The 13,032-nt window shown below is 69.0% G+C and carries 14 protein-coding genes; 8 read left to right on the plus strand and 6 right to left on the minus strand.

The genetic code is table 11. From position 1 onward, the window contains the following. Positions 1-233: 233 nt before the first annotated feature. The 8 genes from DSD19_RS12330 to DSD19_RS12365 all read left to right on the plus strand — a co-directional run bounded on the left by DSD19_RS12330 (position 234) and on the right by DSD19_RS12365 (position 6,392). Entirely contained in the window at positions 234-1,220 is a 987-nt protein-coding gene (locus DSD19_RS12330) for a tripartite tricarboxylate transporter substrate binding protein (RefSeq protein ID WP_133260428.1), read from the plus strand. A gap of 28 nt (positions 1,221-1,248) precedes the next feature. Beyond that, positions 1,249-1,695, plus strand: coding sequence for a tripartite tricarboxylate transporter TctB family protein (locus tag DSD19_RS12335; RefSeq protein ID WP_165828122.1), 447 nt, complete (start codon positions 1,249-1,251; stop codon positions 1,693-1,695). Next, complete coding sequence (locus DSD19_RS12340) at positions 1,692-3,182, plus strand: tripartite tricarboxylate transporter permease (RefSeq protein WP_113669798.1); 1,491 nt, start codon at positions 1,692-1,694, stop codon at positions 3,180-3,182. The genes DSD19_RS12335 and DSD19_RS12340 overlap by 4 nt, the downstream gene beginning before the upstream one ends. 159 nt (positions 3,183-3,341) lie before the next feature. Then, a complete protein-coding gene (locus tag DSD19_RS12345; RefSeq protein WP_075786309.1) occupies positions 3,342-3,767 on the plus strand; it encodes a nuclear transport factor 2 family protein in 426 nt (141 codons plus the stop codon). Between the two features lie 216 nt (positions 3,768-3,983). Further along, on the plus strand, positions 3,984-4,457 hold the full coding sequence (locus DSD19_RS12350) for an SspB family protein (protein ID WP_075786308.1): 474 nt from the start codon (positions 3,984-3,986) through the stop codon (positions 4,455-4,457). Between the two features lie 90 nt (positions 4,458-4,547). After that, positions 4,548-5,942 (plus strand): class II fumarate hydratase, encoded by a 1,395-nt coding sequence (gene fumC / locus DSD19_RS12355; protein ID WP_113669799.1) that lies wholly within the window; start codon positions 4,548-4,550, stop codon positions 5,940-5,942. Positions 5,943-5,946: 4 nt separating this feature from the next. Continuing rightward, positions 5,947-6,138 (plus strand): DUF4169 family protein, encoded by a 192-nt coding sequence (locus tag DSD19_RS12360; protein WP_113669800.1) that lies wholly within the window; start codon positions 5,947-5,949, stop codon positions 6,136-6,138. Next, positions 6,135-6,392 carry a ribbon-helix-helix domain-containing protein gene (locus DSD19_RS12365; RefSeq protein ID WP_113669801.1) on the plus strand — a complete coding sequence of 86 codons (258 nt, stop codon included), beginning with the start codon at positions 6,135-6,137 and terminating at the stop codon, positions 6,390-6,392. Before DSD19_RS12360 ends, DSD19_RS12365 begins: the two co-directional genes overlap by 4 nt. 79 nt (positions 6,393-6,471) lie before the next feature. Here DSD19_RS12365 and scpB read toward each other — a convergent pair whose 3' ends face one another. From scpB to DSD19_RS12395, 6 genes are all read right to left on the minus strand, one after another. Next, positions 6,472-7,119 carry an SMC-Scp complex subunit ScpB gene (gene scpB, locus DSD19_RS12370; protein ID WP_075786304.1) on the minus strand — a complete coding sequence of 216 codons (648 nt, stop codon included), beginning with the start codon at positions 7,117-7,119 and terminating at the stop codon, positions 6,472-6,474. Continuing rightward, positions 7,119-7,913 carry a ScpA family protein gene (locus DSD19_RS12375; protein ID WP_113669802.1) on the minus strand — a complete coding sequence of 265 codons (795 nt, stop codon included), beginning with the start codon at positions 7,911-7,913 and terminating at the stop codon, positions 7,119-7,121. Before DSD19_RS12375 ends, scpB begins: the two co-directional genes overlap by 1 nt. Beyond that, positions 7,906-8,922, minus strand: a complete 1,017-nt coding sequence (gene nagZ / locus DSD19_RS12380; RefSeq protein WP_243627940.1) for a beta-N-acetylhexosaminidase — start codon at positions 8,920-8,922, stop codon at positions 7,906-7,908. The genes DSD19_RS12375 and nagZ overlap by 8 nt, the downstream gene beginning before the upstream one ends. Continuing rightward, positions 8,919-9,875: an SPOR domain-containing protein gene (locus DSD19_RS12385; RefSeq protein ID WP_113669804.1), complete on the minus strand. Its 957-nt coding sequence runs from the start codon at positions 9,873-9,875 to the stop codon at positions 8,919-8,921. The genes nagZ and DSD19_RS12385 overlap by 4 nt, the downstream gene beginning before the upstream one ends. Positions 9,876-9,956: 81 nt before the next feature. Beyond that, on the minus strand, positions 9,957-11,702 hold the full coding sequence (gene argS, locus DSD19_RS12390; protein ID WP_113669805.1) for an arginine--tRNA ligase: 1,746 nt from the start codon (positions 11,700-11,702) through the stop codon (positions 9,957-9,959). 67 nt (positions 11,703-11,769) lie between these two features. Next, on the minus strand, positions 11,770-12,951 hold the full coding sequence (locus DSD19_RS12395) for a deoxyguanosinetriphosphate triphosphohydrolase (protein WP_113669806.1): 1,182 nt from the start codon (positions 12,949-12,951) through the stop codon (positions 11,770-11,772). Positions 12,952-13,032: the final 81 nt, after the last annotated feature.

The raw sequence follows: 13,032 nt of genomic DNA on the forward strand, positions 1-13,032 counted from the left end.
CGTTGCCCGGGCCAAGACCATTCCGCCCGCCCCGGGGCCACAGGACGATCCGTTCCGCCCTGCCCGCCCCGCCCCGGACAAACGGCCCTGGCCCCCGGTCGGGCGCAGGCCCCGCCGCATCGTCACCCTGCCGGTTGCGGCCCTCGCTCCGCCCCCGAAGAACGCGGCAGGAACGCGGTTGAAATGCGCCGCCGGATCGTGTCCTTTGGCGCCGACCCTAAAGGAGAGACCCCGTGACCCTTCGGATGACGCGCCGTTCCGCGCTTGCCTGCGCCGTGGCTCTGACCGCCCTTCCCACCGCTGCCGCCGCCGAGGACGCCTGGCCCGCCGCGCCGCTTCATGTCTATGTGGGCTTCCCCGCCGGGTCCTCGCCCGACACGCTGACCCGGATCGTCACCGAGCCCCTGGCCCAGCGGCTGGGACAGCCCGTCGTGGTCGAGAACAAGCCCGGCGCGGGCGGGGTCATCGGCATCCAGCAGATGCTGGCCAATGCCGGCGACGGCCTCAGCTTTGCCACCACCATCAACGGCCCGCTGACCACGGCCGCGCGGCTGATGAAATCGACGGGTTATGACGTCGCCACCGACATCGCCCCGGTCACGCTGATCGCGACCTCGCCGCTGGTGCTGGCGGTCTCGGCCGGGTCGGACTTCACCGATGTGGAAAGCTTCGTCGCGGCGGCCGGGACCGAGCCCGAGTTTCTCAGCTACGGGTCGGTTGGCCAGGGGTCGGGTGCGCATCTGACGGCCGAGCTGTTCGCCGATGCCGCGGGCGTCAGCCTGCTTCACATTCCCTTCACCAGCTATGCCGAAGTGACCACCTCGATCGTCGGCGGCGAGATCGATGCGGGCTTCATGGCGCCCTCGGCCGCGCTGCCGCAGGTCGAGGCGGGACGGATGCGGATGCTGGGCATCACCTCGGCCAAGCCCTTCCCGCAGGCCCCCGACGTGCCGGTTCTGGCCGGCCGGGCCGGACTGTCCGACGATTTCCGGGCCGAGCTCTGGAACGCCTTCATCGCGCCCGCCGGGACCGACCCGGCCATCATCGCGCGGCTGAACACCGAGATTGGCGCGATCCTTGCCGACCCCGAGGTGCAACAGAAGCTGCTGGCCATCGGCTGGCAGGCCGCGCCCGGCACGCCCGGGGATCTGGCCGACCGGATCGCGGCCGACACCGCCATGTGGGGCGCGGTGATCGACCGGGTCGCGGCCAAGCCCTGAGACGCGCGCGCCGATGCACAGGGACCCGATGCACAGGGACTGGCCCGATATCCTGGGCGGGCTCGCCCTCGCCGCGATTGGCGCGGCGGCGGCGGGCTGGGCGCTTGCGCAATATGACATCGGCACCCTGCGCCGGATGGGGCCTGGGTTCTTTCCCGCCGTCCTCGGCGGGCTTCTGACCGTGCTTGGCCTCGTCGTGGCCCTGCCCGCGCTGCGGCGCCGGTCGGACGCGCCCGGCATCGAGCCGCTGGCAGCCCTTGCCGTGCTGGCCGCGATCCTCGTCTTCGGGCTCGGGCTTTTCCGGATCGGTCTTGTGGCCGCGACGGCGGCGGCGGTGCTGGTCGCCTCGCTTCCGGCGCCGCGTCCGGGCTGGGGCTGGCGGCTGGCGCTGGCGGCGGCCATCGCGCTGCTGACGGTGCTGGTCTTCGGGCTCGGGCTTCGGATGAGCCTGCCCCTCTGGCCGCGCCTGCCATGACGACCTGGGAGGGGCTGCTTTACGGCATCGGGTTCGCGTTGCAGCCCGCGGTGCTGATCTATTGCGTGATCGGCGTGGTGCTGGGCACCTTCGTCGGCGTGCTGCCCGGCATCGGGGCGATGGCGGCGATTTCGCTGCTGCTGCCGATCACCTATTACATCACCCCCGAAGCGGCGCTGATCATGCTGGCGGGGGTCTATTACGGCGCGCAATATGGCGGGTCGGTCGCCTCGATCCTGATGCGGCTTCCGGGCACGCCGCAATCGGCGGTGACCTCGCTTGACGGCTATCCGCTGGCGCGGCAGGGCCGGGCGGGCATCGCGCTGTTCACGGCCATGGCCTCGTCCTTTGCGGGGTCGATGATCGGCATCGCGGTGCTGGTGACGCTGGCGGGGTGGCTGTCGCACGCGGCCACGGCTTTCGGCGCGGCGGACTATGCCGCGATGATGATCCTCGGGCTGGTCGCCGCCTCGACCATCGGGTCGTCCAGCCCGGCCAAGGGCTTTGCCATGGTGGTGCTGGGCCTGCTGCTGGGCTGCGTCGGCACCGATGTCAATTCGGGGGTGCAGCGGTTCACCTTCGGCCGGACCGAGCTTCTGGACGGCATCAATCTGGTGGCGCTGGCGATGGGTCTTTTCGGCGTGGCCGAGGTGATCGCGAATGTGCGCGACCCGGACCGGCAGGGCGTGACCGGAAAGATCGGCGGCCGCCAGCTTCTGCCCCGGCGCGACGACCTGAAACGGCTGCCGGGGCCGATGCTGCGCGGCAGCGCGCTTGGCAGCTTCTTCGGCGCCCTGCCCGGCACCGGTTCGACGCTGTCGTCCTTTCTGGCCTATGCGCTGGAACGCCGGGTGTCGCGCACCCCCGAACGGTTTGGCGAGGGCGCCATCGAGGGCGTCTCGGCGCCTGAATCGGCCAATAACGCCGCCGCGATCTCGGCCTTCGTGCCGACGCTGACGCTGGGCATTCCGGGCGATCCGATCATGGCGCTGATGCTGGGGGCGCTGGTCATTCACGGGGTGCAGCCCGGCCCGATGATGCTGGAGGCCCGCCCCGAGATGTTCTGGGGGCTGGTCGCGAGCTTCGGCATCGGCAATCTGCTGCTTCTGGTGCTGAACCTGCCCCTGATCGGGATCTGGGTGGCGATGCTGCGCATCCCGTTCCGCTGGCTTTACCCGGCGATCCTGATCTTCCTGTGCCTCGGGGTCTATTCGGTGCGGGGCCTCTCGTTCGACATCCTCGCGGTGGCGGCCATCGGGCTTGCGGGCTACCTGCTGGCGCTGGCGCGCTTCAGCCCGGCGCTTCTGCTGCTGGGCTTCGTTCTCGGCCCGCTGATCGAGACCAACCTGCGCCGCGCCCTGCTGATCGGGCGGGGCGATCCGATGATCTTTCTCGACCGCCCCATCGCCGCGGGCTTCGTGCTGGCGACGGTCGGGCTGCTGGCCCTGTCGCTGGTGCAGGCCTGGCGGCGGCGGCGCACCCGCTGAGCCCGACCCGCGCCGCAAAACCGCTCTTTTTCAAACCCTTGCCCGCGCCGCCCGCTGCTCTTAACGGCATGATAAGGTTTCAGGCGCAGAAATCGGGGGCACGAGGCCGGGCTGTTCCCCCACCCCGACCGGCCCGAAGAGCCATCAGAAGGAGGCGTCATGGACCGGGCTGCACGTCTGGAACAATGGTATCGCAGGGTCTATCTCGAAGGCGACCTCGACGCCGTCGGGACGCTGTTCACCCCCGATCTTCAGGAACAGGGCCTGCTCCCGGGCCTTGCCGTCACCCCGGGCGATCTCAGCGTCTTCGCCCAGGCGATGATGCATCTGGTCGACGAGCCGTCCTTCCGTCTGGCCAAGGTGATCGAATCGGGCGACTGGCTGTCCGCGCTGATCGAGCTCGAGGCCCGGCGCCCGAGTGACGGGCAGCCGATCCGGCTGATCGGCCAGGTCATGCTGCGCTTTGAGGGCGACAAGGTGGCCGAGGCCTACAACTCTTTGGATTTCCTCGGGCTTTTCCTGCAGCTCGGGCTTTTGCCGAAGGACGCGCTGGAACTGGGCATGACCGGTCAGCGGCTGGCCTGAGGCCCGCCCCGGCCGGTCACCGCACGGCCTGCGCCGGGACAGTCTTGCCCGGACGTCCCGGCCACCTGACAGGGCCGCACCCGCGCCGCTCTGCGACTCTCCGGGGCTCTTCGGGGCTCTCCGGGGCGCGGGTTCCAGGGCAATTGCATCCGCCCCCTTCCCCTGCCCGTCGAATCCCCTATGCTGGGCGCAACACAACCCAGAGGTATCACCGCGATGTCCGACCGGATCGAGTATGGCAATCTGATGCATGCCGCCATGCGGGGTCTGATCCGCACGGTGCTGTCGGATGTCGCTGCCGACGGTCTGCCCGGAGACCACCATTTCTTCATCACCTTCGACACGACTCATCCCGAGGCGCAGATGGCCGACTGGCTGCGCCAGCGCTATCCGACGGAAATCACCGTCGTGCTGCAGCACTGGTACGACCATCTGTCGGTCGACGAGGACGGGTTCTCGGTCACGCTGAATTTCGGCGACAGCCCCGAGCCGCTTTACATTCCCTTCGATGCGATCCGCACCTTCGTCGATCCCTCGGTCGAGTTCGGACTGAGGTTCGAGACCCAGGACAGCGACGAGGATGAGGACGAGGACGACGACGGCCCCGAACAGCCGAGCCCCGCACCCCATGACGGCACTGCCGGTCCGGGCGAGGCGCAGGTGGTCAGCCTCGACAAGTTCCGCAAATAGGCCCGCCCGGATGATCCTGCCGGGTCGGGGGCATTGCTCCGGAGCCCGGCCCGGCCTATTAGCTGGACCGAATTCGACCGGAGGATTGCGATGACCGAAACCCGCACCGAGACCGACAGCTTCGGCCCCCTCGACGTGCCCGCCGACAAGTACTGGGGCGCCCAGACCCAGCGTTCGATCCAGAATTTCCCGATCGGCTGGGAACGCCAGCCGGTCGCGATCATTCGCGCGCTCGGCGTCATCAAGAAGGCCTGCGCGCGGGTCAACATGGCCCAGGGCGGGCTCGACCCCAAGCTGGGCGAGGCTATCGTTGCCGCCGCGCAGGAGGTGATCGACGGCCGGTTCGACGACAACTTCCCGCTGGTCGTGTGGCAGACCGGGTCCGGCACCCAGTCGAACATGAACGCCAACGAGGTGATCTCGAACCGCGCGATCGAGATGCTGGGCGGCGTCAAGGGCTCGAAAGACCCGGTGCACCCGAACGATCACTGCAACATGGGGCAGTCCTCGAACGATACCTTCCCGACCGCGATGCATGTGGCCATCGGCATGACCGCCCGCGACGTGCTGCTGCCGGGGCTGGAAAAGCTGCATGAGGCGCTGACCGCCAAGTCGGACGAATTCGCCTCGATCATCAAGATCGGCCGCACCCACACCCAGGACGCGACGCCGCTGACGCTGGGCCAGGAATTCTCGGGCTATGCCCGGCAGGTCGAGAAGGGCATCGCCCGGATCAAGGCCTGCCTGCCCGACATCTACGAACTTGCCCAGGGCGGCACCGCCGTCGGCACCGGGCTGAACACGAAGAAGGGCTGGGACACCCGCGTCGCGGCCGAGATCGCCGAGATCACCGGCCTGCCCTTCGTCACCGCCGAGAACAAGTTCGAGGCGCTGGCGGCGCATGACGCCATGGTGATGTTCTCGGGCGCGCTGAAGACGGTGGCGGCGTCGCTCTTCAAGATCGCCAACGACATGCGGCTTCTGGGCTCTGGCCCCCGGTCCGGTCTGGGCGAGCTGATCCTGCCGGAAAACGAGCCCGGGTCCTCGATCATGCCGGGCAAGGTCAACCCGACCCAGGCCGAGGCGCTGACCATGGTCTGCGCCCATGTCATGGGCAATGACGCGGCGGTGGGCTTTGCCGGCAGCCAGGGCCATTTCGAGCTGAACGTCTACAACCCGATGATGTCCTACAACGTGTTGCAGTCGATGCAGCTTCTGGGCGACGCGGCGGGGTCCTTCACCGACAACATGGTGGTGGGCACCAAGGCCAATACCGCGCGGATCGAGAAGCTGATGAAGGAAAGCCTGATGCTGGTGACGGCGCTGGCACCGACCATCGGCTATGACAACGCCACCAAGGTCGCCAAGACCGCGCACAAGAACGGCACGACGCTGCGCGAAGAGGCCATCGCGCTGGGCTTCGTCGATGGCGAGACCTTCGACCGGATCGTCCGGCCCGAAGACATGATCGGTCCGAAGGACTGACCCGATGACGGGCGGCGTGGTCAACCTGCGTCAGGCGCGCAAGGCCCGCGAGCGGGCGGCGAAGAAGGCAGAGGCCGACGAGAACGCCGCCCGGTTCGGCCGGACCAAGGGGCAGAAGGCGCGGGAAGAGCGTGATGCCGCCCGCGGCCGCGCCGCCCTTGACGGCCACAAGCGGACCCCGGACGACGAGGCATGAGCGGGCGGCCGGTCAAGCGGTCGCTGACGCTGAAGGGGCACCGGACCTCGGTGTCGCTGGAGGATGAATTCTGGCGCGCGCTGCGCGAGATCGCGGCCGAACGCGGGATCGCCATCAACGCGCTCGCCGCCGAGATCGACGAAAGCCGGGGGCTCGATGTCGGGCTGGCCTCGGCGCTGCGCGTGCATGTGCTGACCCATTTCCGCCGCGCCCTCGAACGGGGCCGGGATCGCGACCGGGATCACGACCGCTAGGGCAACTGGCGCGGCACGTCTCTGGCGCAAGCAGGTCTGGGGGCCGAGCCCGACCCGGCGCAGGGCGCCGACCTGCGGCTCAGCTTTCGTCCTCGAACATGTCGCCCTGCGCGTCGTCGGTGTCGTCCTCCTCGGTGCCGGGCATCGGGCGGCTGTCCAGAAGGCCCGCGGCGCGCAGATCGCGCAGCCCCGGCAGGTCGCGGGCGCTTTCCAGCCCGAAATGATCGAGGAAGGTTTCGGTCACCACATAGGTCACCGGGCGGCCGGGCGACATCCGGCGACGGCCGAAGCGGATCCATTCCAGCTCCAGCAACTGGTCGACCGTGCCCCGGCTGACCGAAACGCCCCGGATCTCTTCGATCTCGGCACGGGTGACGGGCTGGTGATAGGCGATGATCGCCAGCGTCTCGATGGCCGCGCGCGACAGCTTGCGCAGCTCGACGGTTTCCTTCTGCATCAGGAAGCCCAGATCCGGCGCGGTGCGGAAGGCCCAGGACTCGCCCACCCGCACCAGATGCACCCCCCGCCCCTCGTAGCGGCGGCGCAGCGCCTCGAGCGCCCGGGCGGCATCGCAGCCATGGGGCATCCGGGCGTTCATGTCGGCCACCCGCACCGGCTCGGCCGAGGCAAAGAGGATCGCCTCGACCATGCGTTCCTGCTCGCCGAGCGGCGGCGCCTCGAAGAGGCTGCCCTCTTCGTCGTCTTCCGGGCCGTCGGGCTGGGGCATCAGTGCGGTTTCCGACGGATCTGGATCGGCTCGAAGGTGCCCGACTGGCGCAGTTCCAGCTGGCCCTGCTTGACCAGTTCGAGCGAGGCCGCGAAATGCGCGGCGGTCGCGGACCGGCGGCGGGCCGGATCGGCGTGCCAGCCTTCCGGCAGCCAGGTGACAAGGTCCACCCAGTCGCCCGCATAGCCGATCAGCCCCCGCATCCGCTCCAGCGCCTCTTCCATGGTGTAGATCGCGTCCCGGTCCAGCACATAGGGCCGGAAGTCGTCCTTGGTGCGGATCCGGGCATAGGCCTGCATCAGATCCAGCAGCGTCGCAGTGTATTGCACCCGCCGCACCCGTTCCACCCCTTCGGGGATGCCGCGCCCGAAGAAGTCGCGCCCCTTCCGGTCGCGCGCCATCAGCCGGGCGGCAACGCCCCGCATCGCCTCGAGCCGTTCCAGCTGGAAGGCGAGGTGCGCGGCCAGATCCTCGGCCGAGGGGCCGTCCTCGGTCGGGTCGGGCGGCAGCAGCAGCCGCGATTTCAGGAAGGCCAGCCAGGCCGCCATCACCAGATAATCGGCGGCAAGCTCGATCCGCAGGCTTTTCGCGGTCTCGACAAAGGCCAGATACTGTTCGGCCAGATGCAGCACCGAAATCCTGCGAAGGTCGACCTTCTGGGTCCGGGCCAGCATCAGCAGCATGTCAAGCGGCCCCTCGAAGCCGTCGACATCGACGATCAGCGCCTCGGCGGCCTGCCGCGCGGCGATGGCGTCGGGCGTGTCGGCGGTTTCGGGATCATGGCCCTCAGCCATGGGCGGCCTTCTCCAGAAGTCCGTAAAGCTCGGTCGCGACGGCCGTCACGTCGATCGGCTGGGGCGGGCGGCGGCGGGCCAGCGCACGGGCCGCGCGGTCGGCGGCGGCGCCCGTCAGCGTGCCGCTGGCTTCGGCCACCTCTTCCATTTCGGCCATGTCGCCATTGCAGTGCAGCACCGCATCGCAACCCGCCTGGATCGAGGCGCGGGAGCGTTCGGCGATGGTGCCGCTCAGCGCCTTCATCGACACGTCGTCCGACATCAGGAAGCCGCCGAAGCCGATGCCGCGCCGGATCATCGCGATGGCCCTGGGCGAGATCGTGGCAGGCAGATCGGGGTCGATGGCGTCATAGACCACATGCGCGGTCATCGCCATCGGCATCCCCGCGAGCGCCTGGAAGACGGCGAAGTCGGTCACTTCCAGCGCGGTCCAGTTGGCCTTCACCCGCGGCAGGCGCAGATGGCTGTCGGCGGTGGCGCGGCCATGGCCGGGGATATGCTTGATCACGGGCAGCACGCCGCCCTCCAGCAGCCCCTCTGCCGTCGCCCTGGCACAGGCGATCACCGATTTGGGCTCGGTCCCGTAACAGCGGTTCTTCAGGATGTCATGGGTTTCGGGCCGGGCGATATCGGCAACCGGGGCACAGTCGACGTCAATGCCCAGCATCGACAGCTCGAAGGCAATCAGCCGCGCGCGCAGATACATCGACCGCGCCGCATGGGCCGGGCCCGCAACGGTGATCTGGTCGAGCGCGGGCGCCCAGGGACGCCAGTGGGGCGGGCGCAGCCGCTGCACCCGGCCGCCTTCCTGGTCGATCAGGATCGGCGCCTTGCGGCCCACCGCCTGCCGCAGATCGCGGGTCAGGCTGCGGACCTGCTCGGGCTCGTCGATATTGCGGGCGAAGAGGATGAACCCGAAGGGCCGGGTCCGGGCAAAGAAGGCCCGTTCGGTCGGGGTCAGAGAAGGGCCGGAACAGCCGGCGATGAAGGCCCCGACCCCGTGATTCACCGGGCCACCACCGGGATGCAATCCGCGCCCTCGGCCGAGACCGCCGCGCAGAACCGCCGGGCTGCCGCCATGTCGGCAAAGCCAGAGGCGCGCAGCCGGAAGAAGGTCTTGCCGCCGCGGTCGACGGTCTGGATCACCCGGGTCTTGTCGGTGAAGAAGCCCGAGAACCGGCGCTGGCTCGCGAGGCTGTCCCAGACCGCGCGCGCCTCGTCGCCGCTGTCGAAAGCACCCAGCTGGACCAGAGCTGTCCCCACCGCGACGCTCTCGGCGGCGATCTCGGTCGCGACAGGCGCGGTCATCGCGGCCCGGGCGGCGGCAATGGCGGCGCGGGCGGCAAAGTCCTCCTGCGGGCGGGTCCTCGGGCGCGGAGACTGGCGCAACGCCCCCGCGGGCAGCGGCAGAGCGGCCTCGGTCGCCCCCTCGACATCGTCCGCAGCCAGCGTTTCGGCGGCCGGACCGGCCGCGGCGGACAGGTCGTCGCCCTCAAAGAGCGCGCCGCCATCGGCATCGGGCACCGGCGTCGCGCCCCCCCCGACCGAGGCGAGGATCGGCGCGGCCTCGTCGGCCGCAGCATAGGCGGCCGCCTCGGCGGGCGGCGGCGCGATCACCGGGCGGTCGTCGCCCGCCAGATCGACCGGCGCCGGGGCCAGTTGCAGCATGTCGGCCGGCGGTCCGGCCTCGCCCAGGGCGGCCACGCGGTTGACCGCAAGCCCCTGATGTTCGGCCTGCCGCCCGCCCGGATCGTCGGGCGCGATCCGCATCGGCCCTTCGAGGGCGCGGATCACCGGCACCCCGCTGACATCGCGCATGACGACCTGGTAGCCCCAGGTCACAAGCCCCGCCATCAGGGTCAGCGAGACAAGACCGCCGGCCCAGTTCAGGATCGTTTTCGGAGAGGGCGGGGCATCATGCCCCCCCGACCCGCGCATTGCGTTGAAATCGATTTCCGCCATTGCCGCCTCGTTTCCAGGCGCGCTTGGCTGCCCGGTTCTGGTTCTTGCCTGTGCCGCTCCGGACGGATTGCGCCTTGTTTTTCAGCGCATTTCCTCGACCGGAGTAACGCCAAGAATACCAAGACCGGCGGAAATGACAACGGCCACGGATCGGGCCAATGCGATTTTGGCTTGACTTGTGGCCGCGTCGCCCTCCTGCAGGAAGCGCAATTCGGGCAGTTCGTTACCGCGGTTCCAGAGCGCGTGCAGATCCGAGGCCAGTTCGTACAGGTAGAACGCGACCCGGTGCGGTTCGTTGGTGCGCGCGGCGATCTCGATCAGGCGCGGCCATTCCGCGAGCTTCTTCGCCACCGCGATCTCGGCCTCGTGGTCGAGCTTCGTCAGATCGGCGGCAGCCAGCGTCGCGTCGTCTGTGGCAATGCCCGCCCCGGCGGCCTTGCGCAGCACCGAACACACCCGGGCATGGGCGTATTGCACGTAGAAGACCGGGTTGTCCTTGGACTGTTCCAGCACCTTGTCGAAATCGAAATCCAGCGGCGCGTCGTTCTTGCGGGTCAGCATGACGAAGCGGGTCACGTCGCGGCCCACCTGCTCGACCACATCGCGCAGCGTGACATAGGTGCCCGCGCGCTTGGACATCTTGAAGGGTTCGCCGTTCTTCCAGAGCTTGACCAGCTGGATCAGCTTGATGTCGAGCGGCACCCGGCCCCCGGACAGCGCCGCGACGGCCGCTTTCATCCGCTTGACATAGCCGCCATGATCGGCGCCGAAGATGTCGATCAGCTGGTCGAAGCCGCGCTCGACCTTGTCGAAGTGATAGGCGATGTCGGGGGCGAAATAGGTCCAGGACCCGTCCGACTTCATCACCGGCCGGTCCACGTCGTCGCCATGGGCGGTCGAACGGAACAGCGTCTGTTCGCGCGGTTCCCAGTCTTCGGGGGTCTTGCCCTTCGGCGGTTCCAGAACGCCCTCGTAGATCAGGCCCATGCCCTTCAGCCGGTCCAGCGCCGCCTCGATCTTGCCGGTGCCGTACAGTGCCTTTTCCGACGAGAAGACGTCCATCGTGACGCCGAGGGCGGCCAGATCCTCGCGGATCATGTCCATCATCATGCCGGTGGCAAACTCGCGGATCTCGGCCAGCCAGTCCTCTTCTCCCTTGTCGAGAAGGCTCGCCCCGTATTTTTCCTTCAGCGCCGCGCCGACCGGGATCAGGTAATCGCCCGGATACAGCCCCTCGCGGATCTCGGGTTCAAGCCCGTTGGCCTCGCGGTACCGCTCATAGGCCGAGCGCGCCAGCACATCGACCTGCGCGCCGCCGTCGTTGATGTAATATTCGCGGGTGACATCCCAGCCGGCAAAGTCGAGCAGGCTCGCCAGCGCATCGCCCACCACGGCGCCCCGGACATGGCCCACATGCATCGGGCCGGTGGGGTTGGCCGAGACGAATTCGACATTGACCTTCTGGCCCTGACCGATGTCCGAACGGCCGAAACCGGCCCCCTGCCCCAGCACCGTCGCGACCAGCCCCTGCCAGACCGCAGGTGCAAGCCGCAGGTTCAGGAACCCCGGGCCCGCCACCTCGGCGGTGGCGATGCGCGGATCGGCGGCCAGCCGCGCGGCCAGTTTCTCGGCGATGTCGCGCGGCTTCTGTCCGGCGGGCTTGGCCAGCACCATCGCGGCATTGGTGGCCATGTCGCCATGGGCGGCATCGCGCGGCGGTTCGACCGCGACGTTGGAGGTGTCGAGCCCCGCAGGCAGCTCGCCCGCGGCGGCCATCGCGTCCAGACAGTCGATCACCAGCGCGCGCAGATCGTTGAAGAGGTTCATGGTCGGTCCCTTTCCGGCTGGCGAGCGGTTTATCACGGACGCGCGCGGGGTCAACGGGCGCGGCCGCTCACGCGTGCTCGTGCCCGGGCGGGACCGGACCGGACTTGACGGTCGGGCCGATCAGCCGCGCATGTTCTTCCATCGCGAAGCGGTCGGTCATGCCCGCGATGTAATCGGCCACGATCCGCGCCAGCGTCGTCTCGTCGGGCGCGGCCGCCACATCCTCGCGCCACTTGGCAGGCAAGAGCGCCGGATCGCCCAGATAAAGCGGAAAGAGGTCCTGCACGATCTTCGTGACCTCGGCCCGCATCTTCACCACCGGGGGCGCGCGATACATGCGGTGGAACAGGAAGGTGCGGATCTCGCGCAGCGCGGCGAAAAGCGCGGGCGAGAAGCCGATCACCGGACGCCCCAGCGCGCGCACCTCGGCGGCCGAACCGGGCGCGGCCCCGGCCAGCGTGGCTCGCGCGCCGTCGATCACGTCGCTGACCAGCACCCCGAAGAACCGCCGCAGCGCCTCGTGCCGCCGCCGCTTGGGATCGAGCGAGGGATAGGCCGCGTCGACCTCGGCGAAGCAGTCGGCAAGGATCGGCAGCCCCGCGAGTTCCTCGTCGGTGAACAGCCCCGCCCGCAACCCGTCATGCAGGTCGTGATTGTTGTAGGCCACGTCGTCGGCAATGGCCGCGACCTGGGCCTCGGCGCTGGCATGGGTGTGAAGTTCCAGGTCGTGGCGCGCGTCGTATTCGGCCAGCGCATAGGGCAGCGGGCGCGGCACCGGCCCGTTATGCTTGGCGATGCCTTCCAGCGTCTCCCAGGTCAGGTTCAGCCCGTCGAAATCGGCGTAATGCCGTTCCAGCCGGGTGACGATGCGGATCGCCTGCGCATTGTGATCGAAGCCGCCATAGGGCGCCATCAGCGCGGCCAGCGCGTCCTCGCCGGTATGGCCGAAGGGGGTGTGGCCCAGATCGTGGGCCAGCGCCACCGCCTCGGCCAGTTCCACGTTCAGCCCCAGCGCGTTCGCCATGGTCCGCGCCACCTGCCCGACCTCGATCGTATGGGTCAGCCGGGTGCGGAAGCTGTCGCCCTCATGGACCACGAAGACCTGGGTCTTGTGCATCAGCCGCCGGAACGCGGAACAGTGGATGATCCGGTCGCGGTCGCGCTGAAAGCAGGACCGGAAGGCGCTTTCCTCCTCGGGGGAAAGCCGGCCGCGGCTTTCGGAAGGTCTGCATGCAAAAGGCGCCAGCATCTCTGCTCCGTCGCTTGTTCCCGTCAGGTGGGGTCATATATTCACTGGGGACCGGAATTGACATGAGGGAATTCGCGCAAG

This window comes from Rhodovulum sp. BSW8, assembly GCF_003314725.1.
Taxonomy (GTDB): domain Bacteria; phylum Pseudomonadota; class Alphaproteobacteria; order Rhodobacterales; family Rhodobacteraceae; genus Rhodovulum; species Rhodovulum visakhapatnamense.